The organism is Intestinimonas sp. UBA1698, from assembly GCF_002320075.1.
GTDB classification, from domain to species: Bacteria; Bacillota; Clostridia; order Oscillospirales; family Oscillospiraceae; genus Intestinimonas; species Intestinimonas massiliensis.
In genome coordinates this window covers 1-25,021 of record NZ_DCJO01000017.1, presented here as the reverse complement: position 1 = coordinate 25,021, position 25,021 = coordinate 1, and the positions used below count along the sequence as shown (strand labels likewise).

Sequence of the window (25,021 nt, the reverse complement as noted above, 5' to 3'; positions counted from 1 at the left end):
TTTGTATGAGAAAGTTCAGCTCTCACCGCTCTGGACCCGACCGGAGCTGCCCCGCAGCTTTTCCAGCCAGGGCTCCAGCCGCTCCCGGGGGAGCAGGTAGTTGATGAGCATGGAGAAGATGACGCCCACGCCGGTGTCCACCATGCGGTTGAGGGCGTAGCTGACGTAGGTGTCCACCGGGGTGTTGAAGAGGATGATGCACAACACCACACTGCCCGGCTGCACCGCTGTGGGCCACTGGAACATTTGGGCCAGCACGATGAGCACCACCACACCCAGGGCCAGCAGGGGGACCAGGAGGACCCGCGTTTCCCCGGAGGGGTTGAGGACCCGGTAGAGCCAGAACAGGGCCATACCCAAAAAGCCGCCGATGACGGTGCCGATGAGACGGTTGCCCCCCTGCTTCCAGGAGTCGCCCATGTCGCTGCCCATGCCGTAGACGGCGCCGATGCAGGCAAAGGTGGGGTTCCGGCCGATGAGAAAGTAGAGGGCGGCGCACAGGGCGGCGGAAAAGGCCGTCTTGAGGTTGCGCAGGCCCACGCCGGGCAGCTGAAACTTGGGCTTCTCCTCCATGGTGACCTCCGACGGAATATTTAGTATCCGAATAAGTCGCAAGCGAAAAAATGGGACAACAATAGTATATTATAGGGGATTTTACGGGAAAGTCCATATTCTAAAACCCACAAAAAGGACTTCACGGCGAGGCAAAAATGTGCTATGATGGTGAACAAATCGCCCACAGCGGGACAGGAGGCGCATTATGAGCCGGGCAGATCAGCTTTTTATCGAAAATTGCCGGGATATCCTGGCCCACGGCGTGTGGGACACCGACCAGAACGTCCGCCCCCGGTGGGAGGACGGGACGCCGGCCCACACGGTGAAGAAATTCGGCATCGTCAACCGCTACGACCTGCGGGAGGAGTTCCCCATCCAGACCATCCGCAGGATGGCCTTCAAAAGCGCCCTGGACGAGCTGCTCTGGATCTGGCAGAAAAAGTCCAGTAGCATCCACGACCTGAACAGCCATATCTGGGACGCCTGGGCCGACGAGAGCGGCTCCATCGGCAAGGCCTACGGCTATCAGCTCGGGGTGAAGCACCGCTATCCCGAGGGGGAGTTCGACCAGGTGGACCGGGTGCTCTACGACCTAAAGCACAACCCGGCCTCCCGGCGCATCCTCACCAGCCTCTACAACCACCACGACCTGAGCGAGATGGCCCTCTACCCCTGCGCCTGGTCGGTGACCTTCAATGTCAGCGGCCGGACCCTCAACGCCGTGCTCAACCAGCGCTCCCAGGACATGCTCACCGCCAACGGCTGGAATGTGATGCAGTACGCCGCCCTGGTCCACATGCTCGCCCAGGTCTCCGGCCTGGAGGCGGGAGAGCTGGTCCACGTCATTGCCGACGCCCACATCTATGACCGGCATGTGCCCATTGTGGAGGAGATCATCGCCCGGGAGCCCTATCCCGCCCCCGCGCTGGTGCTGGACCCCGCTGTTACCGACTTCTACGCCTTCACCCGGGACGATCTGAAGCTGGAGGGCTACCGGGCCCAAACGCTGGAGGAAAAGATTCCCGTGGCGGTGTAAAAGTAGAAAAACCGGTCAGGCCGGAGGACAAAAAAACGGAGTTCTAGGCCAAAAACAGACAAAAAATTGTTGACACTCACCAATATCTGTGGTATCTTGTAGGCAAGACCTCATTGGTGCTACCAATACCGGCAAAGCCGACCCGAGGCAGACGCGTCGGCTTTGCCAACCGAGGACCAGACGGCGAGGACAGGGGGGAGACCGCCCGTCCCCGCGCCCGATGGGAAGGCCCGGCTACGCCGGCGCCGACCGACCGGAGCGGGGGATGCCGGGGGGAGCCTCCGGCTCCTGCCTCCCCGTCTGGCACCATTCGGCGGCGCACCCGGGTCGGGACCGCGCGCAAGGACAGCTTCCCGGACGGAAGGTGTGTTTGCGCATGGTTCCGGGGCCTGCAGCGGAAGGAGAGAGGACCGTGCAGCTCATCGCAGCCGTAGACCGGAACTGGGCCATTGGCAGGGACGGGGACCAACTGGCCTACCTCACGGCGGACCTCAAGCGCTTCAAAGCCCTGACCACCGCCCATACGGTGATCCTGGGCCGCAGGACCCTGGCGACGTTCCCCGGCGGGCGGCCCCTGCCCGGACGAAGGAACTTGGTGCTCTCCGGGAAGCCGGACTTCCGCCCCCAGGGGGCGGAGGTCTTTTCCAGCCTGGAGACCCTGCTGGCGGTCGCCCCCGCCGATGCGTTCGTCATTGGCGGAGGCAGCGTCTATTGGGCTCTGCTGCCCTGGTGCGACCGGGCCTACGTGACCAAGATCGACGCCGTTTTCCCCGGGGCGGACACCTGGTTCCCGGACCTGGACGCCCGGGAGGACTGGACGGTGGAGGCGGAGGAGCCGCCCCTGGAGGAGGGGGGCCTACCCTTTCGCTACGTGACCTATCGGAGGATCGGAAGCTCATCATAAACCGCATGACGCCCCGGCTTCACGGCCGGGGCGTCATGCGGCTTTTCAGGGGCAGGACGGCGGGGCCTGCGGCGGGCGGCCCAGACCCAGGGCCAGCAGTGCGTTGACCGTGCCCAGCAGCTCGCACAGCAGCCCGTTCTGCCATTGCAGCAGACAGGCCACCTCGGACTCTTCGGTGCAGGTGGCCGTGGGGATGGGGTGACTGTAGCGGCACATGGGCATATCCTCCAGCCGCGCCCGGCGGGCGGCGGCCTCCTCCGCCGGGGAGAGCGACGGGGCGGAGGAGACGCGGCCTCCGGCGCGGACATCCCCGCCGGGCAGCGGGCCCGGCACCGACCACACCGGCGGGCGGTCCTTGGAACAATTCTTAGGCATCGGCGTTACCTCCATTTCCAAAATATCCTATGCAGATGCCTTGACATTGGTTATCAAAAAGACTAAACTCTTAAAGTGTCTCAAATGAGACAAAACGGAGGAAAGCGACGATGCGGCCAGAATGGAATCCCCGGGAGCTGGAGCTGCTGGCCGGGACCTTCCTGTTCCAGGGACTGGAGTGGGAGACGGTCCGGCGGGCCGTCCAGGACCCCCTGTGTACCCGGGAGAACTACCAGCGGGGGGACGTGATTTACAGCCCTGGGCATTTTCGGCGCAGCCTGGGGGTGCTGCTGGAGGGCAGGGCCCGGGTCACCAAGGGGGAGCTGGTGGTCAGCACCCTGGAGCGGGGTGATCTGTTCGGGGCGGCCGCCCTCTACAACCAGCGGACCCGCTATGAGACCACCATCACTGCCCTGGAGGATTGCGCCGTGGCCTTTTTCCCCCAGGAGCTGGTGAGTCGGCTCATGGCCGAATCCCCCGCGGCGTGCGCCAACTACATCCGCTATCTCTCCGAGCGCATCCATTTCCTGAACCGGAAGATCGAGGGGCTCACCGGGCCCGGGGCCGTGGGCAAGCTGGCCCGCTATCTGCTCAGCGAGGGTAGCGAAGGGAGGGCGGTGACGTGCACCGCCACTGAGCTGGCCCAGCGGCTGGACGTGAGCCGGGCCTCTCTCTACCGGGCCTTTGAGGTCCTGGAGGGCGCGGGGGCCATCCGGCGGACGGGAAAGCTGGTCCAGACCGCCGACCGGGAGGCCCTGCTCCGGCAAAGTCAGGCGTAAAAGCCGAAATCAAGGAGGAAACCCACATGAAAAGAAGCAAGATTCTTGCCCTGGGCCTGGCGCTGGCCCTGACCGCCGGCCTGCTGGCCGGCTGCACCGGCGGGAGCGGGAGTCAGTCCCCTTCCCCCACCCCCAGCCAGACCGTGACGCCCACCCCCACCCCGTCTGAGACCGCTCCGGCGGAGAAGCAGACCGTTAACCTGGCTGTTCTCAAGGGACCCAGCGGCGTGGGCGCTGCCAAGCTCCTGGCCGACAGCGACGCCGGGGAGACCGCCAACGACTATGCCTACAGCATTATGGCCGACAACACCGAGATTGTGGCCGGACTGTCCAGCGGCAGCCTGGACATCGCCGCCGTGGCCTCCAACGTGGCCGCCAACCTCTACAACAAGACCAACGGCGGCATCCAGATCGCCGCCGTCAGCGGCCTGGGGGTCCTCTACATTCTGGAGAACGGGAACACCGTCCAGTCCATGGCCGACCTAAAGGGCCAGACCCTCTACGCCACCGGCCAGGGCGCCAACCCCGAGTACGTGCTCAACTACCTGCTCACCGAGAACGGGGTGGACCCCGCCGAGGTGGACATCCAGTGGAAGACCGCCGACGAGGTCTCCGCCCTCATGGTCTCCGGCGAGGCCAGGCTGTGCATGATGCCCGTCCCCGCCGCCACCGCCATTCAGATGAGCAACCCCGACGTGCGGGAGGCTCTGGACCTGTCCGCCGAGTGGGACGGCCTCAACAACGGCAGCCACCTGACCATGACCTGCATCGCCGTGCGCACGGCCTTCGCTCAGGAGCACCCTGAGGCGGTGGAAAACTTCCTGGCGGACTACGCCGCCTCGGTGGAGTACGTCAAGGGAGACCCCGCCGCCGCCTCTGAGCTGGTGGCCCAGTACGGGATCACTCCCAAGGCCAAGAGCGCCGAGCTGGCCATCCCCAAGTGCTCTCTGGTGTGTATCACCGGGAAGGTGGACATGGCCGACGCCATCCAGGGGTATTTTGAGGTGCTCTCCGCCGCCAACCCCGACGCCCTCGGAGGGAGCATCCCCGACGACGGCTTCTATTTCGAATAAAGGCGCGGGGACCGGCGCGCAGGGGAAGGAGGTACCGCCATGAGACGCATTGGAAGGGTCCTTCTCCCAGTGCTCTTCTGGCTGGGGGTGTGGCAGCTTGCCGCCGCCGCCGTGGGGCAGGAGCTGCTGCTGCCGGGCCCGGCGGCGGTGGGCCGCCGCCTGCTGGAGCTGGCGGCCGGCGCCGTATTCTGGCAGACGGCCCTGGCCTCTCTGCTGCGCATCTTCGGCGGACTGCTGCTGGGGGTGGCGCTGGGCGCCCTGCTGGCCGGGCTCACCGCCTGGGTCCCCCTGCTGGACTGGGTGCTCACCCCCGCCGTCAAGGTGGTCCGGGCCACCCCCGTGGCCTCCTTCATCCTGCTGGTCTACCTGTGGGTGGAGCGGGGCCGGGTGCCGGGGCTCATCTCCGCCCTCATGGTGCTGCCGGTGGTGTGGGGCAACGTCACCCGGGGCATCGCCGAGACCGACCCCCAGCTTTTGGAGCTCGCCCGGGCCTACGGCTTCGGGCGGGGCAGGACCCTGCGGCGGATCTACATCCCCTCCGTGCTGCCCTACTTCGCCAGCGGCTGCCGTACCGCCCTGGGCCTGGCCTGGAAGGCGGGGGTGGCCGCCGAGGTGCTCTGCCAGCCCCAGAACGCCATCGGCACGCAGATCTACAACACCAAATACTATCTGGAGACCCCCTCCCTCTTCGCCTGGACCCTGGTGGTCATCGCCCTGAGCTTTCTGCTGGAATGGGCGGTGGGCGGACTGCTCCGGCGGGCGGAGGGGCTGGAAGGGGGAAGGCGGCCATGATCCGCATCGAGGACCTGAGCGTCGCCTTCGGCGGCAAACAAGTGCTGGACGGCTTCTCGCTGGAGCTGCCGGATACGGGCGTCACCGCCCTGTCCGGCCCCTCGGGGTGCGGCAAGACCACCCTGCTGCGGGTGCTCTCCGGGCTCCAGAGGCCGGAGAGCGGCCGGGTGCTGGGGCTGGCGCCGGAGGAGACCGCCCTGCTCTTCCAGGAAAACCGCCTGCTGCCCTGGCGGACGGTGGAGCAGCAGCTCACCGACGTGCTGCCCCGCCTCCGCCGGGACGAGGCGGCCCGGCTGCTGGCGCTGGCCGGCCTGACCGGGGAGCAAGAACACCTCCCCGCCGCTCTGTCCGGCGGCATGGCCCGGCGGCTGGCCCTGGTCCGGGCCCTGGCGCTGGGGCGGAGATACCTCCTGCTGGACGAGCCCTTCACCGGCGTAGACGCCCCCCGGGCCGAGGCCCTGATGGCGGCGGTGCGGGCCGCCGGGACCCCCGTTCTTCTCGCCGCCCACGAGGGGCACACCCTGTCCCTGGCAGACACCGTGGTCTATTTGGACGGCCCGCCCCTCAAAGTGCTGCAAATTCGTGGAAAACCCTTGCAATGAGGACACTTTTGTGATATACTGCGCATACTACCAGTGTACGTATCCGTGAAGAGTGGGGCACGCCCCGCTCTTTCTTATTGAAAAAAACGGATCTGTAAAATTATGGGATATCTTACCGGAGGGAATGGAATGCCGAAAGTGACCGAGATCGCCGCCGGGCTGGCCGCCCCCATCGTGGAGGCCTGCGGCTGCACGCTCTGGGATGTGGAATATGTGAAAGAGGCGGGGGAGTGGTACCTCCGGGTCTACATCGACCGGGAGGGCGGCGTGTCCATCAACGACTGCGAGGCCGTGTCACGCCCCCTGTCCGACGCGCTGGACGAGGCTGACCCCATCGAGGGGTCCTACACCCTGGAGGTCTCCTCCGCCGGGGCGGACCGGGTCCTCAAGAAGCCGGAGCACTTCGCCCGCTTCCGGGGCGAGCCGGTGGACGTGCGGCTTTACCGGGCCCGGGAAGGGCGCAAGGAGCTCACCGGGACCCTGAAGGGATACGACGACGGGGACGTGACGGTGGAGCTCGACGGGACGGACACCCTTCTGGAGAAAAAAGATGTGGCGCAGGTAAGACTGCATGTGACCTTTTGAGTAAGGAGATAGACGATTATGCCGAGAAAAAACGCGAAGGCCGCCAGCAGCGAGAGCGACGGCAAGGAATTTTTTGCCGCCATTGCCCAGATCGAAAAGGAGAAGGGCATCCCCTCGGGGTATATGATGGAGAAGATCACCCAGGCCCTGGCCTCCGCCTACAAGCGGGACCATGAGGGCGCCGGGGACAACATCGAGGTCCGGGCCGACCCCGAAAAGGGCGATGTACGCATGTACATCAAAAAGGACGTGGTGGAGACGGTGGACAATCCCGCCGTCGAGATCTCCCTGGAGGAGGCCCGGGAAAAGCTGCCCCACGCCCAGCTCGGCGACGTGGTCCGCATCGAGGTCAAGACCAAGAATTTCGGCCGCATCGCCGCCCAGACCGCCCGTCAGGTTATCATTCAGGGCATCCGCGAGGCCGAGCGGGGCATGGTCTACGATGAGTTCAACTCCAAGGAGCACGAGATCCTCACCGGCATCGTCACTCGCATCGACCCCCGCTCCGGCGCCGCCTCCCTGCGCATCGGCTCCGGCAGCGAGATCACCGAGGCCTTCCTCGCCCCCGGCGAGCAGGTCCGCGGCGAGGCCATCCGGGAGGGCGACCGCCTCAAGGTCTATGTGGTGGAGGTCCGCCGGTCCACCCGCGGGCCCCAGGTCCTCATCTCCCGCACCCATCCCGGCCTGGTCAAGCGCCTGTTCGAGCTGGAGATCCCCGAGATCTACGATGGCACCGTGGAGGTCAAGTCCATCGCCCGGGAGGCCGGCAGCCGCACCAAGATCGCCGTCTGGTCCGCCGACGAGAACGTGGACCCCATCGGCGCCTGCGTCGGCCCCGGCGGCCAGCGGGTGGGCAACATCGTCGAGGAGCTCCACGGCGAAAAGGTGGACATTATCAAGTACAGCGACGACTCCGCCGCCTATGTGGCCGCCGCGCTGTCCCCCGCCGACGTGGTCAGCGTGGACCTCTTCCCAGACGGCAAGAGCTGCCGGGTCATCGTGCCCGACGACCAGCTCTCTCTGGCCATCGGCAAGGAGGGCCAGAACGCCCGCCTGGCCGCCAAGCTCACCGGCTTCAAGATCGATATCAAGCCCGTTTCCGACCCCGGCGAGCTCCCTGAGCCCGAGGAGGATATGGTGGTCATGGACGAGGAGGAGCCCGCCGAACTCCCCGTGGACGAGGAATAAGTGCAGATTCCCAGAATGGAAAGGGAGAGGTGACGGCTTATGCCGAAAAAGATCCCCATGCGCCAGTGCGTGGGCTGCCGGGAGATGAAGTCCAAACGGGAGCTCATCCGGGTGGTCCGCTCCCCCGAGGGAGAGGTCTCCCTGGATTTCAAGGGCAAAAAGCCCGGCCGGGGGGCCTACCTCTGTCCGGCGCCGGACTGCCTGGCCCGGGCCAAAAAGTCCAGGGCCCTGGAGCGGGCCTTTTCCACGCCCCTGCCCGAGGAGGTCTATGCCGCCCTGGAGGGGCAGATGCAGGAGGGAGAGCCGAATGGATAACACGCTGCACCTCCTGGGCATCGCCAAAAAGGCGGGCCGCCTGGAGGTCGGGGAAGAGCCCGTCGGGGCCGCCGCCCGGGCCCGCCAGGCCAGGGTCATCCTGCTGGCCTGCGACGCCGCCGCCAACACCGCCCGCCGGGCGGGCCACTTCGGCGAGGCGGGCAATGTACTGTGGCTCACCGTGCCCTACACCAAGGCCGAGTTGGGCGGCGCCGTGGGACGGGCGTCCTGCGCCATGCTGGCCCTCACCGACGCGGGCCTGGCCGCCTCCCTGGTGAAGAAACTGGCCGCCGCCGATCCGGAACGGTATGGCCCCGCCTATGAGCAACTGGGCAAAAAGGCGGAGAAGGTCCTCCGCCGCCAGCAGGAGCAGCGCCGGCACGAGAAGAACCTGAGGCTGGGAAAGCGCAAACCCTGGGTTGCGCCCACGAAGGACGGAAAGGCCCTGAGTGGGGCGGAGGCCAGGCTGGCCGCCCAAAAGCCCGGGGAGAAGCATCCGGGCAGGCCCAAAGTCCCCAAGAAGGGTCCCGGAGACCGGGACAAGGCATGATGCCGCTTCGCCTCCAACCCCCGCCGGGCGGAGAGGGGCGCGCGGGGAACGGGATTCCCACGGGAAGCGGCCGGAGCGCAGGCGGCGCATGGTCCATGGAGCATGTCCGCTTCTGAAGGAGGGCGTCAAGTGACGTGAAAAACAGTAAATGAGACCGCTGGAGCGGTGTGTGAACCATCAAACTTGAGCGGATCGCTTCAATACGTAAGGGCGAAAGCCCCCGGCTTTCGCATTTCCGTATTGGAGTGATCCCCGCCACGACCAATGGAGGGATTTTATTTGAGTAGTTTAATCAAGTACCGCGTGCACGAGGTGGCCAAGGACTTTAACCTGGGCACCAAGGAGATCACTGACATCCTGACGAAATACGCCAAGACCCCCAAGAACCACATGCAGGTGCTGGAGGACGGCGAGCTGGCCATCCTCTTTGACTATCTGACCCAACACCACCCGGTGGACAGCATCGAGAGCATCTACGCCGACGTCTACCGGGAGCCCAAGCCGGCCCAGAAGCCCGCCGCTCCCGCGCCCCAGAAGCAGGCGGCTCCCCAGGGGAGGCCCCAGCAGCCGGCCCGTCCGGCCGGCCAGGGCCAGCGGCCTGCGCAGGGCCAGCCGGCCAACAACCGGCCCGCCGCCCAGCAGCCCCAGGGCCAGCCGGCAGGGCAGAGCACCCAGCCGTCCGCCGGCCGTCCCGCCACCCGCGTGCCAGAAAAAAAGGTGGTGGATACCCGCAAGGGCGGCAACGTGAACCTGGAGAAGTACGACGAGCGGCTGGAGAAGCTGGCCGCCGGCAAGACCAACCAGATGCAGGGCGGCAAGCAGAAGTTCCAGGGCCGGAACCAGCGCCGGGGCGGCGGCTTCCAGGGCAGCAAGCGCCGGCAGGAGGAGCAGGAAAAGATGCGCCGCCTCCAGGCCGAGATCGCCAAGAAGCACCCCCTGGTGGTCAAGATCCCCGACGAGATCGGCGTGGGCGAGTTGGCCTCCCGCATGAAAAAGACCGGCGCCGAGGTGGTCAAGTGCCTCATCAAAAACGGCGTTATGGCCTCTCTCAGCGACATCATCGACTTCGACACCGCCTCCATCATTGCCGAGGAGCTGGGCTGCAAGGTGGAGAAGGAGGTCATCGTCACCATTGAGGAGAAGCTCATCGACACCGCCGAGGACAAGGCCGAGGACCTGGAGCCCCGCGCCCCCGTGGTGGTGGTCATGGGCCATGTGGACCACGGCAAGACCTCCCTGCTGGACTATATCCGCAACGCCAATGTGGTCTCGGGCGAGGCCGGCGGCATCACCCAGCACATCGGCGCCTACCAGGTCCAGGTGAAGGGCCAGCCCATCACCTTCCTGGACACCCCCGGCCACGAAGCCTTTACCGCCATGCGCGCCCGGGGCGCCATGGTCACCGATATCGCCATCCTGGTGGTGGCCGCCGACGACGGCATCATGCCCCAGACCGTGGAGTCCATCAACCACGCCAAGGCCGCCGGCATTCCCATCATCGTGGCCATCAACAAGATGGATAAGCCCGAGGCCAACCCCGAGCGCATCAAGGAACAGCTCACCGCCTATGAACTGGTGCCCGAGGAGTGGGGCGGCGAGACCGTCATCTGCCCCATCTCCGCCAAGACCGGCCAGGGCATCCAGGAGCTGCTGGAGATGGTCATCCTCACCGCCGAGATGAAGGAGCTCAAGGCCAACCCCAACCGCACCGCCCACGGCGCCGTCATCGAGGCCAAGCTGGACAAGGGCCGCGGGCCTGTGGCCACCCTGCTGGTCCAGAACGGCACCCTGCACCAGGGCGACGTCATCATCGCCGGCACCGCCGTGGGCCGCGTCCGGGCCATGACCAACGCCCAGGGCGAGCGGGTGGAGACGGCCGGACCCTCCGTGCCCGTGGAGATCATCGGTATGGGCGAGGTGCCCGGCGCCGGCGACGACTTCCACGCCGTGGCCGACGAGCGCATGGCCCGGGAACTGGTGGAGCAGCGCAAGCACGAGCAGAAGGTCCAGGCCGCCGGGCCCCAGAACCAGAAGGTCTCCCTGGAGGACCTGTTCAGCCAGATCAAGCAGGGCGAGATGAAGGACCTGAACATCATCGTCAAGGCCGACGTCCAGGGCTCCGCCGAGGCCGTCAAGTCCTCCCTGGAGAAGCTCTCCAACGAGGAGGTCCGGGTACGGGTCATCCACTGCGCCGTGGGCGCCGTCAGCGAGTCGGACGTCATGCTGGCCGCCACCTCCAACGCCATCATCGTGGGCTTCAACGTCCGTCCCGACAACAACGCCAAGGATATCGCCGCCCGGGACCACGTGGATATGCGCATGTACCGGGTCATTTACGACTGCATCAACGAGATTGAGACCGCCATGAAGGGCATGCTGGCGCCCAAGTTCAAGGAAGTGGAGCTGGGTCAGGCCGAGGTCCGCAACGTGTTCCGGATCACCGGCGTGGGCATGGTGGCCGGCTGCTATGTGACCAACGGCAAGATGCAGCGCAACGCCCAGATGCGCCTGCTGCGGGACAACATCGTGATCTACGACGGCGCCATCGCCTCCCTGCAGCGCTTTAAGGACAGCGTGAAGGAGGTGGCCGCAGGCTATGAGTGCGGCATCACCTTTGAAAAGTTCCAGGATATCAAGGAAGGCGACGTCATCGAGGCCTTTCTCATGGAGCAGATCCTGCCCTAACGGGCTCCGGGGGCGTCCAACCCCTCCGGACCTGCGCCGCCGCGCCGGGTGACCCCGGCACGGCGGCCCGATACCCCCGGTTTCGGCCCCGTTTGGGCCGGGTCGAGGTGTTTTTGCGGAAAGTGGATTTCCCAAAAGCAGATTTGATTTTGATCGCCTTCGGCGATACAGGGGGGTGCCGCGGCATCCCCCTGTGTTTATTTGAGGAGAACTTTTATGGCAAGTAATCGCATTGGACGCATCAATGAAGAGATCCAGCGGGAGCTGTCCGCCCTGATCCGCACCGTCAAGGACCCCCGGGTCAAGGGCCTCATCTCCATCACCGCCGTGGACACCACCCCCGACCTCAAGTACGCCAAGGTCTATGTCAGCGTGCTGGACAAGGGCGACGTGCACGAGGTGGTCAAGGGCCTCAAATCCGCCGCGGGCTACCTGCGGCGGGAGCTGGGCCGGGCCCTCCAGCTCCGGTACACCCCGGAGCTCACCTTTACCCCCGACGACTCCATCGCCGAGGGGGCCCGCATTCTGGAGATCATCCACGACCTGGAGAAATAAAGCGCCGCAGGCAGGCGCGTGAGGGGAACATAAGCATGAACTATCAAGAGGCAGCCGCCTGGCTGAACCAGCGAGATCACGTCCTCATCCTGACCCACCGCCGCCCCGACGGGGACACGGTGGGGTGCGCGGCGGGGCTCTGCGCCGCCCTGCGGGGCCTGGGAAAAACCGCCTGGGTCCTACCCAACGAGGACGCCACCGACCTGTTTGCCCCCTATCTGGAGCCCTATCTGGCCCCCGACGAGGCGGAGCCGGACGTGGTGGTGTCGGTGGACATCGCCGGGCGGGGACTGTTCACCCCCCGGGGGGAGCGATGGCTGGAGCGGGGCATTGACTTTGCCTTTGACCACCACCCCTCCTACGAGGGCTTTGCCAAGGAAAGCTGCGTGGACCCGTCTAGGGCTGCCTGCGGCGAGCTGATGTACGACGTGGTGCGGGAGCTGGGCCAGCTCCGGCCGGAGACGGCCCTGCCCCTCTATGTGGCCGTGTCCACCGACACCGGCTGCTTCATGTACGGCAACACCACGCCCGCCACCCACCGGGTAGCCGCCGCCCTCATGGAGACGGGCATTGACTATCAGGCCGCCAACAAGCGCCACTTCCGCACCAAGAGCTACAAGCGTTTCCGCCTGGAGGCCCTCATCGTGGCCAACATGGACCTCCACGACGGGGGAAAGCTGGCGGTCACCGCCATCTCCCTGGAGGACATGGCCAGGCTGGGTGCCGATGAGCGGGACGCCGAGGACATCGCCGCTTTCCTGGGACAACTGGAGGGGGTGGAGACTTCCGTCACCATCCGGGAGCTCCAGCCCGGGGAGTGCAAGCTCTCCGTCCGCACCGTGGACGGCGGGCTCAACGCCACCCGGGTCTGCTCCCTGCTGGGGGGCGGCGGACATGCCGCCGCAGCGGGATGCACCGTTTGGGGCGGCGTGGACGACGCTAAGCGGGAGATCTTAAAGGCCATCCGGACGGTGCAGCATGGCGGCTAACGGTATTCTTGTCATCGACAAGCCCTCCGAGTGGACCAGCATGGACGTCTGCGCCAAGCTGCGGGGGGCCTTCCACGAAAAGCGCATCGGCCACGCCGGGACCCTGGACCCCATGGCCACAGGGGTGCTCCCCGTCTTTGTGGGCCGGGCCACCCGGGCGGTGGAGTTCGCCAGCGAGTCCAATAAGGAATATATTGCGGATATAAAACTAGGAGTCATCACCGATACCCAGGATCAGACCGGGACGGTGCTGGAGACCAGACCGGTCACCGCCGGTCGGACAGAGGTGGAGGCCGCTCTGGCCCCCTTTCGGGGGGAGATCCTCCAGGTGCCACCCATGTACTCCGCCGTCAAGGTGGGGGGGAAGAAGCTCTACGAGCTGGCCCGGAAGGGCAAGGAGGTGGAGCGCAGGGCCCGGCCCGTGACCATTCACGCCCTGGAGCTGCTGGAGGGGGGCGACCCGGAGGCCGGGGAGTACCGGCTGCGGGTGCTCTGCTCCAAGGGGACCTACATCCGCACCTTGTGTCACGACTTGGGACAGGCCCTGGGCTGCGGCGCGGCGCTGGCCGGGCTGCGGCGGACCCAGGCCGCTGGGTTTGGGCTGGACCGGGCCGTCCGGCTGGAGGATGTGCTGGCCGCGGCGGACCGGGGAGAGGCGGAGCGGCTGCTCCTCCCGGTGGACGCCTACTTTGGCGGCTATCCCGCCCTCACCGTAGACGAAGCGGGGGAGAAGCGGGTTCGCAACGGCGGGTCCGTCCGGGCCGCCGGGGGGGACGGCACCTACCGGGTCTACGGGCCGGGCGGGGCGTTTCTCATGCTGGGCCGGCTGGAGCGGGGGACCTTAAAGACCATCAAGAGCTTTTATGAGGTCTGAACCCGCAGATATCTGCAACAGAAACGAGGGAACGACCTTGAACGATACCAAACGAGTCATCGCCCTGGGCTTTTTTGACGGGGTACACACCGGCCACGGCGCTCTGCTGAGCCGGGTGCGGGAGAAGGCCGCCGCGCTGGAGGCGGTCCCCACCGCTTTTACATTCGACGCCCATCCGGGCAGCCGCATCACCGGGGCGGTCACGCCGCTGATCAACTCGGCGGCCGACCGGGCCGACCTGATGCGCCGCCTGTACGGCATTCGGGAGATTATCGTGGCCCACTTCGACAGCATGATGCGGATGCCCTGGGAGGACTTCATCACGGAATACCTGGTGAAGGAGCAGGGGGCTGTCCATGTGGTGGCCGGCCACGATTTCCATTTCGGCTACAAGGGGGAGGGCAATCCCCGGCGCCTGGCAGAGAAATGCGCCGCGCTGGGGGTGGGCTGCGACATCATCCCTAAGATCGAAAAGGAGGGGATCACCATCTCCTCCACCTACATCCGCACCCTCATCGCCCAGGGCGAGATGGAGCGGGCCGACGCATTTTTGGGCCACCCCCACGTGCTTACCGACCGGGTGGCCCACGGCAAGAAGCTGGGCTCCACCCTGGGCTTCCCCACGGTGAATCTCCACTTTCCCCCCGGCGTGCTGGTGCCGGCCTACGGGGTGTACGCCACCCGGGTGTGGTTTGAGAACGGGGACAGCCGCCCGGCGGTGACCAACATCGGCATGCGCCCCACCGTGGACGACGGGGACGCCGTCAGCGTGGAGGGCTATATTTTGGATTTCCAAGGCGACCTGTACGGGCAGACCATCCGCATGGAATTCTTCCGGCGCCTGCGGGGGGAGCGAAAGTTCCCTTCCCTGGACGCCCTGCGGGAAGAGGTCATGCGCAACGCCCAGCAGACGCGAGATTACTTTGCCCCATTCAAGGCGCAATAAAAAGGCGCCGGACTCTGGCATCCCACAGGTAAGAGGGGGGACCCGCTCCATGCGATACCAGAAAATGTATAAATTCATCCTGCTGTTTATCGCTGCTGAGCTGCTGACGGCGGTGATTCTGGACCATCCGGCCAACATCCTGCCGGGACTGGTCAAAATCATCACGATGCAGGATGTGCTCATCACCGACTATGTCCAGATCGCCGGACCGGGGGCCGCCTTGGTCAACTCCGCCCTGGTGACTCTGGTCAGCACCGTCATCCTCTATCTCTGCAAAGACCCCCTCAACGGCTTCACCATTGCCCTCATCGGCCTGATGTCCGGCTTTTCCCTCTTCGGCAAGAACATTGCCAACATCTGGCCCATCATCCTGGGCACCTGGACCTATGCCAGGCGCCGGGGGGAGCCCTTTGGTCAGCACGTCAATGTGGCCCTTATGGCCACCGCCCTGTCGCCCCTCATCAGCTACATGGCTCTGGGCAGCCAGCACGCCAACCTCCTGGTGGGCGTCCTCATGGGCATGGTCATCGGAGGTGTGCTGCCCTCTCTGTCGGCCTATACCTACAAGGTCCAGAACGGCATGAACCTCTATAACATGGGCTTTGCCTGCGGCATGCTGGCTATGATGATCGTCCCCATCCTCACCGCCGCTGGAGACTCCCCCGAGAAGGTCATGTACTGGGCCACCGGCTACAACACGAAATTCACCGCGGCCCTGTGCATCCTGTGCGGCGTTCTCATTTTTTCAGGATTGTTCCTGTGCGGCAAGCCCGCCTGGGCCGCATGGGCCGGCTACCGCCGCCTGCTCCTTACCTCCGGCCGTGCCCCCAGCGACTACCTGCGTATGTTCGGCGCTGCCCCCGTCCTCATCAACATGGGGGTCAACGGCCTGGTGGCCACCGCGTACATCCTGCTCATCGGGGGCGACCTGAACGGCGCCACCCTGGGCGGCATCCTCACCGTCATCGGATTTTCCGCCTACGGCAAGCACGCCGCCAACATCCTGCCCGTCATGTGCGGCGTCTCCCTCGGCGGCACCTTCCTCCACTACAATGTCAACTCTCCTGCCCTTCAGCTCGCCGGCCTCTTCGGCACCACCCTGGCCCCCATCGCCGGGGTCTTTGGCTGGCCCTACGGCGTGCTGGCCGGGTTCCTCCACTCCGCCGTGGTGCTCCAGGCCGGTGTGGTCCACATGGGGGTGAACCTCTACAACAACGGCTTTTCCGGCGGCCTGGTGGCCATCGTGCTCTATCCCACCATCACCGCCGTCGCCCGCCGCCGCAATCCGGACCTGCAGCAGCGGGACGAGGCCCGTATCTTCCAGGAGGACTCTCCGGAGCCCACCGAGCGGGACCAGCCCCCCGACCCCGAACGGGAGCCCGGCCCGCCCCAGGAATTTATTTGAATCAAGGACCGCCCTGGATGCACGCATCCGGGGCGGTCCTTAATTCTAGAGCTTTCGGCGCTCCAGCCGCACCACCAGGGCGGTGCGGTCGTCGGAGCCAGGCGCCTCCTGGGCGTCGATAAGGGAGCGGGCCAGATCCTTGGGACTCTCCCCGCCGAAGGCTGACACTGTCTCCCGCAGCCACAGGTCCGGCCGTCCGCCGGTCACCCCGTCGCTGACCAGCACCACCGTGTCCCCCGCCTCCAGGTCCAGCCGGGTCACGTCGGGGGATACCCCGTCCCCGTCCACCAGGCCCGCGGGCAACGCGCTGCCGGACAGCTTGCTCACCGTGTCCCCCTTGCGGACATAGGTGGGGGCGGCGCCGAATTTGTAGAGGGCCGACTGGCCGGTAAACAGGTCGATCTGGAGCAGATCCACCGTGGTGAAGCCCCCCTCTTCTTCGCCCCGCAGGGCCAGGGCGGAATTCAGGGTGCGCAGGGCGGCCTCCGCCTCCACCCCCGCCTTCAAAAAACGCTCCAGCAGCCGGATGGCCGTGCTGCTCTCCCGACTGGCCTCCGGCCCGCTGCCCATGCCGTCGCACAGCAGGATATACAAAAGCCCCGCGTCGGTGCGGAACCAGGCCCCCGCGTCGCCGCTCACCGTCTCGCCGTCCTTCTGCCGGGCGGCCACCCCCGCCACCGCCATCAGAGGCTCGGCCTGGGTGAACACCACCTTGTCCAGCGCCCCGCCGCCGGTATACTCGGGCTCCCGCAGGGGAAGGCCCAGCAGGGCGGAAAGGGCCTTGCGCTCCTTGGGCTCCGTCAGGGCGGACAGGTCGGGGCCCTCCAGCTCGGCCCGCAGGTGCCCCGCCTCGTCGTAGTAGACGCTGGCGTTTCCCTCCAGGCCCAAGGCGGTGAGGTGGCCCCGCAGCTTCTTTTCCCGGGCCGGGTCGGGGACCAGCTCGGCGGACAGCTCCGCCGCCGCACTTCCCAGGACATGGGCCAGCTCGGCGTACTGGCGGCACACCGCCCCCCGGCTCTCCTGGAGCCGGGCCTGGTACTGGCGGCGGGCGAGCAGGGCGGTGAGCTCCTCGTTGGCAGCGGAGAGGAACTGGGGAAAGTGCAGACAGCGGCTGGTGAAATGGAGGGGAAAATCCGAAGCCTGGCCCCGGCCCCGGTCCACCATGGCGGGCAGGGCGTCATTGAGAGCGTTGAAGGTGGAGACATAGTCCCGCTGCCAGCAAGCGTCCCGCAGCGCGCAGCGGCGGCACACCCGGCCCGCCGCCCGGTCGAAGATGGCGGCGGTGTTGCCGTCGTTGGGACCGGGCCGGCGGAAGGAGCTGCGCAGGGTGACGTAGAGCTCCTGAAAGGCCCCGGAGGTCTCCAGGAGCTTGCTGCGCACATAGGCCATGGCCCGGTCCGCCGTGTCGGACGACCCCTCGCGGGTCAGCAGGGCCCCCACCCGGCGGGTGAGCTTGTCCGGCAGCAGCAGGAAGAGCACCGAGGCGGCGAACACTTCGTACAGCAGGGCCAGGCGGAGGCCCGCCTCCCAGCTCCACAGCACCGTGACGGCGTTGGTCAGGATATAGGCCACGGCGGCCAAGAGCCGGCCCTGCCGGCAGAACATGCCCGTCACCAGCCCCGACAGGCCGAAGGAGACGGTGCAGGCTCCAGGAGCCCCCACGGCGATATCCATGCACAGCCCGGCGGCCACCCCGGCGGCAGCCCCGATCTCCAGCCCCCCCTGGGAGGCGATCACCATTACGCCCAGGGCGGCGGCGATGCGGCCCAGGGAGATCAGGTCCCCCAGAATGGTGAACTGGGCCAGGGAGATGAGGACGGTGCCCGCCAGGATCATCAGGCTGATGACCTGCCGGGAGGAGAGGCTCCCCTCCTCCCGCCTGCCCGTCCAGGGGGAGAAGGCCACCCGGTAGAAGTAACAGGCCGCCCCGGTGAGCAGCAGCTCGGTGCCGAAAAAGATGACCTGGGGGGCGTCCCACCGGCTGTCCGCCAGGTAGACGAAGCCGGTGGCGCCGTTGAGAAGGGAGGACACCAGGGGCATGAACCACACCCGCTTGTAGAGCCGGATATCGTAGAAGGCAAAGGACACCGAAAAGATGAGAATCGCCGCCGCCACGTAGCGCAGTCCCGCCGTGAGCCCCAGAAAAGACAGGTAGCCGAAGGCCGCCCCCACCAGGGCGCAGAAGCCGTCCAGCCCCGAACCGGAGCAGCCCACCAGCGCCAGACCGAAGGGGGCCCAGCCGCCGAAAATCTCCGCACCGGCCAGCATGGCCCCCAGCAGGAAGCGGATGGCGCACTCCGCTCCCCGGACCAGCGCCGGCGCCCGCAGCACCAGCCGTCCCGTCCGGGCCAGGTCCTCCCGGGCCCGGGCCGCTTTCATTTTCAATCCTCCGTTTGCCGCCATGGTCTGTCTCCTCCTATGTATCCCGAAAGGTAGTAGAGACAGTATAATCCAATAAATGGAAATATATAGTCGGAATGTGGCTGACCGGATGGATGGAAAAGGAAAAACGTGGAAAGGCGGCGGGCTATTTCAGCAGGACCGTATGGGGGGCCGGGGCCGGGTCCAGGAGGACGCACTCCGGCGGCATGAAGCAAGAGCCACGCAGGACCAAGACAGCCTCGGCGGCCATGGCCGCTGCACCCAGGGCCCTGCTCCGGGACGGAAGGGACGTGAGAACGGAAAACGGGTCACATGGGAAGTCCGCAAAAAAACCCTGCCATAAAATCATGGAAAGACACAAGATACAGGGGCAGAATTGGCCGTCCATTTGGCTGAATGTACCTATTTTGCGGGCAAAGGCGGCAAGAATCGGGAAAATGAAAACCCTCCCCCATACGGAACCTTTTTGACTTTTGGGTCCGTTTTGCGGAAAACTTTTTTTCGTCTTCCGGTTGACCATCCATTTAGGGTATCTCCTAAAATAAGTGACAGGTTGAGAAAAGGAAAACAAACCTTTCCAGGCGCAAAAAACTCACATAATTAAAAGGAGGATCTTAACAATGGTTGGTAAGAAAGTCGTACATCATCTGATGATGAGCTCTAAGGACTGTCACTATGTGGGCGGGCTGGTGAACGGCGCCCGTATCGTGAATCAGTGGGGCGACGTCGGCACCGAGCTGATGGTCTATGTGGACGGCGACATCTCCCTGTTCCTGGGCTATGAGGACATCAAGTTCACGGCCCCCGTCTACGAGGGCGACTTCATGGAGTACACCGGCGAGATCATCGAGGTAGGCAACCAGTCTTACAAGTGCAAGTTTGAGGCCTGGAAGGTCGCCACCATGCTGGACCGCACCGGCGCCGACATGACCGGCATCGCGCACACGGCCGCCACCGCCTGCGAGCCTCCCATTCTGTGCGGCACCGCCACCGGCAGCCTGTTCATCGCCAAAAAGGACCAGCGCGGACCCACCGAGTCCTCTTACAGCAACCGAAAGCATCGCGGCGAGTAAGTTTCATAAAAAGAAAGAGCGGACCGCGGTCCGCTCTTTCTTTTTATACGGACAGCGTCCGGCATAAAAAAGCCGTTGTGTGCATGGAACGATTGTGCTATACTGGAAAAACAAGGAAATTAAACGTCGAAAGGACGAGACGGTATGGCAGAGGAAAAAAATCAATACTCCATTGGTAAGGTGTCCACGTTGTGCAACGTCCCTGTCAGGACCCTGCGGTATTATGATAAGATCGGCCTTTTGGTCCCGAGTCACCGGAAGGACGACAATCATTACCGCTACTACTCCCAGGAGCAGCTGCTGACGCTGTTCATCATCCGGAAATTAAAGCTGCTGGGCATTCCGCTGAAGGAGGTCCGGGAGATCGTCTGCGGACAGGATACGGCGGCAATGACCCGAAGCATCCAGGCGCGGCTGGAGGAGATCGGCCAGACCATCGAGACGCTGAACGGTCAGTACGAGGAGGGACAGACCCTGCTCAACCGTCTGGCCAGGGGGCAGACTGTACTGTCGGCGGGGCGGGAGAGCTGGAGCACGGAGGAGATACAGGTGGAGGACATCCCAGCCTGCGAGGTGCTGTTTACCCGGCGGATCAAGAAGAACTATAAAAACAGCGACGTGTCGGTAGACCGATGGTTTGAACTGTTCAAGATGGTATCCAAGCACAATCTGCGGGTAAAAGGGCCGGTGATCCTGACCTATCACAACAAACCGCTGGAGCAGTTTTTTAAGGTGGACTGCGACCTGGAGATCAGCATCGAGGTAAACGAACGCCAGGACTTGCCCATTTTCAAGCAGTTCGGCGGCTTCCGGGCGGTGACCGCCCTGCATATCGGCCGAAACGAAGAGATCATCCAGAGCCATGTCAAGACGATCAAATGGCTTTCCGAGCATGGCTATGAGGTGGCCGGCCCCATCTCGGAGGAATACATCGTCTCCCCGGTGGATGTCAACAAGGAAGAAGAACATATCACCAAAATTATTATTCCGGTCCAGGAGACGGAGCGCAGAGAGGAGAAGCAGGGGAAGAAACGGCCGCCCCAAAGGCCGATGGAGGAGAACGCCATCTAAACCAAGAGAAGCCGGAGCTGGCGGGGCGACGGCTTCTCTTGCTTTTGCGGATGGAACGAATGTTGGGGGTCAAGGGCCTGCCGCCATGCAGCGGGCCGCTTCTGCGTCTTAGGGCTGCGGGGAGCGAATGAGCAGGAGGGAACGGATGGTGATGGCAGCCAGCACAATGCCGCCGCCGCAAAGAGAGACAGCGCCGGGTCGTTCGCCCACGGCCAGGAACACCCAAACGGGATTGAGAATAGGGTCGATAATAGGCAGCATCACGGTTTGCAGGGCGGTCAGACTCTTGGAGGCTTCGGTGAAAAGCCGGTAACCCACCGTGACCACGATACCGGCGATCACAAGAACAGCGATGTCACGGGGGGAGGGAAGTTGAGACTGAAAGGACCGGACAGTGAAGGGAATGCCGATAAGAAAGGCGAGAAAGCCGCCCAGGAAGATGGATTGCTCAGGGTGTCCGCCTTTTTGGAAGCGTAGAAAGATGGAGAGAAGGGCGAAGGAGATGCCATTGCCCAGCGCAATGACGTTTCCAAGAATACTGCCGCCGCCCATTTTATCCAGAAAGAAAAGGCACATGCCGCCCAGCACCACGGCTAGACACACCCAGTCCGAGCGGCGGACCCGCTCGTTGAGGATCATCCAGGAGAAAAAGGCCACATAGATCGGGGCGGTGTACTGCATCATCACGGCGGTGGCCGAGGTGGTGAGTTTGGTGGAAAGGATGATGCAGTAAGTAAAGGCCGTATAGGAAAGTGCGCCGCCCAACATAGGCCAGGACCACGGAAGTTTTTGGCGGCGTATGAAAAACAGCATAGTCAGTGAGGCCGCAAAGCTTCGCATGCAGACGATGGCTAGCACATCCATTTCAATCAGTTTGATAAAGACGCCCGCCAGACTCCACAAGAAGGCAGTGAGCAGCATCATGAGCATGGCTTTCTTTGTTTGATTCACAATTGTACCTCCTGACCTGAAGAATCCACTGCTATTATAACGGGTCCAGTTGCAAGAGGGTCAATGGGATGTCGATGGATTGCAACCGTCCCGCCGTGCAATTTTCAAAAAACACTCCAGCAAATGGAAGGGTTCCGGACTCGACAGGCTAGAGGGGTAAAAAAAGAAGAAGATTGCCCTGAGAAGACGTTACAGCCTTCCCGGGGCAATCTGTCGGACAAACGGAGAGCGTGGTGAAGAACCCGGGTCAGGCGGCAGGGCGCCGGATGGGGATGAGGATCTGAACGATATGCTGTCCCTCGTCCTTTACCTCCAGGGGAGAGATGATGAACCGTTCCGCGGGGGGGCCCAGCACCTCGCAGCCGTGCTGGTTAATCCACTGCAGAAGGGTGATGTAGCTCCGGACGATATCGCTGTATTTCCCGACGTGATAGACGGTGGCTGCATAGGTGCCGCCCCAACTGCGCACATTCTCAATCTCGGGCAATACGGCGTTCTGCCCAATGAGCACACCGAATTCCACATCACAGTCCTTCATCAGGAACTGCCCCAGCAGCTCCCCATAAAAGGTGACAATGATAGGGCTCTCCAGTGGAATGCCCAGGGCGGTGCATTGCTCCAGAATGTCAATCCAACGGGAGAAGGAGACGTCCGCATTGCGGTACTGCTTCATAAGCTGGCGGGAGTAAAGCAACTGTCCTTCGGGTATGTACTCGACTTGAATGGGGGTGGAGTGCCGGGACAGGTCCGGCCCTACCTCCGAGCGATGCTGCGCCATGATCTCGCGGCCCAGCCGGACCCGGCCCAACAGAGAGGAGATGGTCTGCTGCTTGGCCTGAAGCATGCGGATCTCCTCGTTGAGCTCTGCCTGCTTAGCAGTCATCATGCTCTCGATAAAGTCCAGACTGGTATCCTCGATCAGGCTTTGAACCTCCTTGAGATTAAAACCGAGGGCACGCAGACGGCGAATCACCAGCAGCGTGTTCATTTGTTCCTTGCTGTAATAGCGGTAATTGCTCTCCTCACAGCGGTACGTGGGCTTGAGCAGACCGATTTCATCGTAATACCGCAGCGTTTTTACAGGGGTGTTGCACAGTCCGGCAACCTTTCCGATAGAGTAGCAGTCGTCTTCGGGAACCACAGAAATCCCTCCTTGCGGTCGGTCGAAGTATTACGGGGAAGCACAAAGCCTCTTTACATAATTTATAATATATAATATCCATATTTTCTGAGTGTTTCAACAACAAATTTTCCAATAAATTAATATTCCTAAGATAAAAATCCACAAAAGAACCCTACTGCAACAGGAGACTTCTGGAAATAGTTTGGGAACTCACCATTTATTTTTACGTAAAAAAGAGTTGACTTTCCATCTGCTGTAACGGCTAGCATACGAATTGTTCGCGGACATCCACAAAAAGGCAAACAAGGGAGGAATGTTATTTGAACAGTCTGAACAAACGCGGAGATCTGAACCCCGTAGCCCTGTTTATGACCGGCGGAGCCCTGTTTTCCATGCATTTTGGCGCATCCAGTATGGTGTGGCCCATGAACTGGGGCAAAGAGAGCGGAAGCTCCTGGCCGCTGGCCTTCATCGGAGCCTTCATCACTGCCATCCTGCTGGTGCTGGTCGCCTATGTCGCGCTGGCAAAATCCAACCAATCCTACAGTCAAATGACCGGCCGGCTCGTTGGGAACCGCTTTGGAGCGTTCTTTACCTGCCTGACCATCGTGGTGCTGGGGCCCCTCTACGCCATCCCCCGTATGAGCGCGGCTTCCTGGGATTCCATCGTCCAGGCATTTGGGCTCAACCCCACTTCCAAGCTGCCCCTCATCATCTTCACCATCCTATTCTATATTGTGACCTACTTCTTCCTGGCCAACCCCGGAAAGGCCATGGACCGCATCTCCGCCATCCTGTTCCCCATTTTGCTGATCATTGTGGTGGCCGTGGTCGGAAAGGGGCTGCTGAGCCCCATTGCCGCGCCGGTGGCGAAGTCCTATGAGGGCAACGCCTTCGCTTACGGCTTCACCAACGGCTACGCCACCGCGGAGATCCTGTGTGCCCTCATCTTCGGCGTGGTGATCCTCAAAACCCTGGAGAACAAGGGCGTCGCCCAGGATCGCATGAGCAAGAACATGGTTCGCGTGGGCATTGTGGGGCTGGCCATGCTAAGCTGCACCCACCTAGCCCATATGATCATCGGGGCCAACACCGGCGGTACGCTGGATCTGAGCTACACGGCTCTTTACACCGCCGTGGCTGCCATCTTGTATGGCAAGGTGGGCGGGATCCTCTTCTCCATGGCGCTCTTCCTGGCCGCCCTGACCACCGCCATCGGCATGACCTCCGGCTGCGCTGAGTTTTTCGTGGAAGTGAGTCATGAAAGACTCAATTACAAGCAGTGGTCACTGATTATGGTAGTCCTGAGCATCATCTTCGGCAGCCTGGGCCTGACCAACATTCTCTCTCTGCTGGGCCCCATCCTGGACGGTATCTATCCCCCCGCTATCGTGCTGGTGCTCTACTACGCGCTGTGCCCCAACGCCATGTCCCCCCGGCAGACGCTGGCCGCACGCTGGGCGATGTATGCCTCAGTGATATTCGGCGCTCTGGATATGATATGGAAATACTTTGTAAAACTTGACGCCAATCCCGGCGGGATTTGCGATCTCTATCTGAAGCTCCCCTTTGCCGACGTGTCCCTGGCTTGGGTGCCCTTTACCATCCTGGCTTTCATCATTGGTTGGTTTGCCTACCGGGAAAAACAGACGGATCCCCCTCTGAAAAGCGCAGCGGACGCATAAATTGACCATTTTTAAGGAGGAACAAGCATCATGGCAAGAAAGGTATCTTATCTGAGCTACAACATGACCACGGCGGACGCCAATAATCCGGACGGACTGGTGCCATTTGGCCGTCAATTCGACTTCATCGGCGACGTGGAGACCGAGCAGATGATTCTCAACGACGGCGACGAGTCTCTGTGCCTAGGCTATCACGACGTAGAAATCTACGAGGATATATTTGTAGGGGACATGATGGAATATAAGGCCACCATGACCCATGTGGGCGGCACTTCACGCGACTGCCGCATCGAAGTGTATAAGCTGGCCACCCCCGCCGCCCGCGCCGGCCGGACCGACTGCAACCCCGGCGATATGGTCTGGTTTGACAAGCCGGTGCTCTGCACCGAGGGCAACGTCCGCCTGGTGGTGAAGAAGCACCTGCAGCGCGGCGAGCAGCCCGACGGCCTGGTGGAGAATCCCTGGCGTCCTCTGGAGGACTTCCCCGAAGACGACTGCGAGATGTAGACGTAACGTTATATCAGAAAG

The 25,021-nt window shown here is 63.5% G+C and carries 25 protein-coding genes; 20 read left to right on the top strand and 5 right to left on the bottom strand.

The annotated features are described in order from the left end of the window. Positions 1 to 15 precede the first annotated feature (15 nt). A complete protein-coding gene (locus B3H64_RS03830) occupies positions 16 to 573 on the bottom strand; it encodes an FUSC family protein (protein WP_238072878.1) in 558 nt (185 codons plus the stop codon). 187 nt (positions 574 to 760) lie between these two features. Here B3H64_RS03830 and thyA point away from each other — a divergent pair, with 187 nt between their 5' ends. Both thyA and B3H64_RS03820 read left to right on the top strand, forming a co-directional pair. After that, positions 761 to 1,591 (top strand): thymidylate synthase, encoded by an 831-nt coding sequence (thyA, locus tag B3H64_RS03825; RefSeq protein ID WP_286733113.1) that lies wholly within the window; start codon positions 761 to 763, stop codon positions 1,589 to 1,591. 412 nt (positions 1,592 to 2,003) lie between these two features. Beyond that, positions 2,004 to 2,495, top strand: coding sequence for a dihydrofolate reductase (locus B3H64_RS03820; protein ID WP_286733111.1), 492 nt, complete (start codon positions 2,004 to 2,006; stop codon positions 2,493 to 2,495). Between the two features lie 45 nt (positions 2,496 to 2,540). On the opposite strand, the gene B3H64_RS03815 is transcribed toward B3H64_RS03820, so the two are convergent. Then, complete coding sequence (locus B3H64_RS03815; protein WP_286733110.1) at positions 2,541 to 2,870, bottom strand: hypothetical protein; 330 nt, start codon at positions 2,868 to 2,870, stop codon at positions 2,541 to 2,543. A gap of 110 nt (positions 2,871 to 2,980) precedes the next feature. On the opposite strand from B3H64_RS03815, the gene B3H64_RS03810 reads away from it, so the two are divergent. The 14 genes from B3H64_RS03810 to B3H64_RS03745 all read left to right on the top strand — a co-directional run bounded on the left by B3H64_RS03810 (position 2,981) and on the right by B3H64_RS03745 (position 16,208). After that, entirely contained in the window at positions 2,981 to 3,649 is a 669-nt protein-coding gene (locus B3H64_RS03810) for a Crp/Fnr family transcriptional regulator (RefSeq protein WP_050619163.1), read from the top strand. A 26-nt stretch (positions 3,650 to 3,675) separates the two neighbouring features. Continuing rightward, positions 3,676 to 4,722: an ABC transporter substrate-binding protein gene (locus tag B3H64_RS03805; RefSeq protein ID WP_286733109.1), complete on the top strand. Its 1,047-nt coding sequence runs from the start codon at positions 3,676 to 3,678 to the stop codon at positions 4,720 to 4,722. 39 nt (positions 4,723 to 4,761) lie between these two features. Further along, positions 4,762 to 5,514 (top strand): ABC transporter permease, encoded by a 753-nt coding sequence (locus tag B3H64_RS03800; RefSeq protein WP_050619161.1) that lies wholly within the window; start codon positions 4,762 to 4,764, stop codon positions 5,512 to 5,514. Further along, the gene (locus B3H64_RS03795; protein WP_286733106.1) at positions 5,511 to 6,116 is read left to right on the top strand and encodes an ATP-binding cassette domain-containing protein; all 606 of its coding nucleotides are present in this window, start codon (positions 5,511 to 5,513) and stop codon (positions 6,114 to 6,116) included. The genes B3H64_RS03800 and B3H64_RS03795 overlap by 4 nt, the downstream gene beginning before the upstream one ends. Before the next feature lie 129 nt (positions 6,117 to 6,245). After that, positions 6,246 to 6,701 carry a ribosome maturation factor RimP gene (gene rimP, locus B3H64_RS03790; RefSeq protein WP_286733103.1) on the top strand — a complete coding sequence of 152 codons (456 nt, stop codon included), beginning with the start codon at positions 6,246 to 6,248 and terminating at the stop codon, positions 6,699 to 6,701. An 18-nt stretch (positions 6,702 to 6,719) separates the two neighbouring features. Beyond that, entirely contained in the window at positions 6,720 to 7,889 is a 1,170-nt protein-coding gene (gene nusA / locus B3H64_RS03785) for a transcription termination factor NusA (RefSeq protein WP_286733100.1), read from the top strand. A 39-nt stretch (positions 7,890 to 7,928) separates the two neighbouring features. Beyond that, positions 7,929 to 8,204, top strand: a complete 276-nt coding sequence (gene rnpM, locus B3H64_RS03780) for an RNase P modulator RnpM (protein ID WP_050619157.1) — start codon at positions 7,929 to 7,931, stop codon at positions 8,202 to 8,204. Further along, on the top strand, positions 8,197 to 8,754 hold the full coding sequence (locus tag B3H64_RS03775) for a L7Ae/L30e/S12e/Gadd45 family ribosomal protein (RefSeq protein WP_278894776.1): 558 nt from the start codon (positions 8,197 to 8,199) through the stop codon (positions 8,752 to 8,754). The genes rnpM and B3H64_RS03775 overlap by 8 nt, the downstream gene beginning before the upstream one ends. 279 nt (positions 8,755 to 9,033) lie before the next feature. After that, the gene (infB, locus tag B3H64_RS03770; protein WP_414653449.1) at positions 9,034 to 11,439 is read left to right on the top strand and encodes a translation initiation factor IF-2; all 2,406 of its coding nucleotides are present in this window, start codon (positions 9,034 to 9,036) and stop codon (positions 11,437 to 11,439) included. Positions 11,440 to 11,655: 216 nt separating this feature from the next. Then, positions 11,656 to 11,994, top strand: coding sequence for a 30S ribosome-binding factor RbfA (rbfA, locus tag B3H64_RS03765; protein WP_050619155.1), 339 nt, complete (start codon positions 11,656 to 11,658; stop codon positions 11,992 to 11,994). A 35-nt stretch (positions 11,995 to 12,029) separates the two neighbouring features. Further along, positions 12,030 to 12,983 carry a DHH family phosphoesterase gene (locus B3H64_RS03760; RefSeq protein WP_256303113.1) on the top strand — a complete coding sequence of 318 codons (954 nt, stop codon included), beginning with the start codon at positions 12,030 to 12,032 and terminating at the stop codon, positions 12,981 to 12,983. Continuing rightward, the gene (gene truB, locus B3H64_RS03755; protein ID WP_238072897.1) at positions 12,973 to 13,857 is read left to right on the top strand and encodes a tRNA pseudouridine(55) synthase TruB; all 885 of its coding nucleotides are present in this window, start codon (positions 12,973 to 12,975) and stop codon (positions 13,855 to 13,857) included. Before B3H64_RS03760 ends, truB begins: the two co-directional genes overlap by 11 nt. A 37-nt stretch (positions 13,858 to 13,894) precedes the next feature. Continuing rightward, the gene (gene ribF, locus B3H64_RS03750; protein WP_286733089.1) at positions 13,895 to 14,803 is read left to right on the top strand and encodes a riboflavin biosynthesis protein RibF; all 909 of its coding nucleotides are present in this window, start codon (positions 13,895 to 13,897) and stop codon (positions 14,801 to 14,803) included. Between the two features lie 49 nt (positions 14,804 to 14,852). After that, the gene (locus tag B3H64_RS03745; protein WP_286733085.1) at positions 14,853 to 16,208 is read left to right on the top strand and encodes a DUF1576 domain-containing protein; all 1,356 of its coding nucleotides are present in this window, start codon (positions 14,853 to 14,855) and stop codon (positions 16,206 to 16,208) included. A gap of 45 nt (positions 16,209 to 16,253) precedes the next feature. Here B3H64_RS03745 and B3H64_RS03740 read toward each other — a convergent pair whose 3' ends face one another. Beyond that, positions 16,254 to 18,611, bottom strand: coding sequence for a SpoIIE family protein phosphatase (locus tag B3H64_RS03740; protein WP_286733083.1), 2,358 nt, complete (start codon positions 18,609 to 18,611; stop codon positions 16,254 to 16,256). Positions 18,612 to 19,210: 599 nt separating this feature from the next. Here B3H64_RS03740 and B3H64_RS03735 point away from each other — a divergent pair. Continuing rightward, the gene (locus B3H64_RS03735) at positions 19,211 to 19,663 is read left to right on the top strand and encodes a hotdog fold domain-containing protein (RefSeq protein WP_050619148.1); all 453 of its coding nucleotides are present in this window, start codon (positions 19,211 to 19,213) and stop codon (positions 19,661 to 19,663) included. Positions 19,664 to 19,807: 144 nt separating this feature from the next. After that, positions 19,808 to 20,734 (top strand): MerR family transcriptional regulator, encoded by a 927-nt coding sequence (locus tag B3H64_RS03730; RefSeq protein ID WP_238072901.1) that lies wholly within the window; start codon positions 19,808 to 19,810, stop codon positions 20,732 to 20,734. 108 nt (positions 20,735 to 20,842) lie between these two features. Here B3H64_RS03730 and B3H64_RS03725 read toward each other — a convergent pair whose 3' ends face one another. Next, entirely contained in the window at positions 20,843 to 21,685 is an 843-nt protein-coding gene (locus tag B3H64_RS03725) for a DMT family transporter (protein WP_286733076.1), read from the bottom strand. A gap of 247 nt (positions 21,686 to 21,932) precedes the next feature. Then, positions 21,933 to 22,826: a MerR family transcriptional regulator gene (locus B3H64_RS03720; protein ID WP_238072905.1), complete on the bottom strand. Its 894-nt coding sequence runs from the start codon at positions 22,824 to 22,826 to the stop codon at positions 21,933 to 21,935. Positions 22,827 to 23,128: 302 nt separating this feature from the next. Between B3H64_RS03720 and brnQ the strand changes: the two genes are divergently transcribed. Both brnQ and B3H64_RS03710 read left to right on the top strand, forming a co-directional pair. Then, positions 23,129 to 24,493, top strand: a complete 1,365-nt coding sequence (gene brnQ / locus B3H64_RS03715; protein ID WP_286733072.1) for a branched-chain amino acid transport system II carrier protein — start codon at positions 23,129 to 23,131, stop codon at positions 24,491 to 24,493. A 30-nt stretch (positions 24,494 to 24,523) separates the two neighbouring features. Next, on the top strand, positions 24,524 to 25,000 hold the full coding sequence (locus tag B3H64_RS03710) for a beta-alanyl-CoA:ammonia lyase (RefSeq protein ID WP_278893513.1): 477 nt from the start codon (positions 24,524 to 24,526) through the stop codon (positions 24,998 to 25,000). Positions 25,001 to 25,021 lie beyond the last annotated feature (21 nt).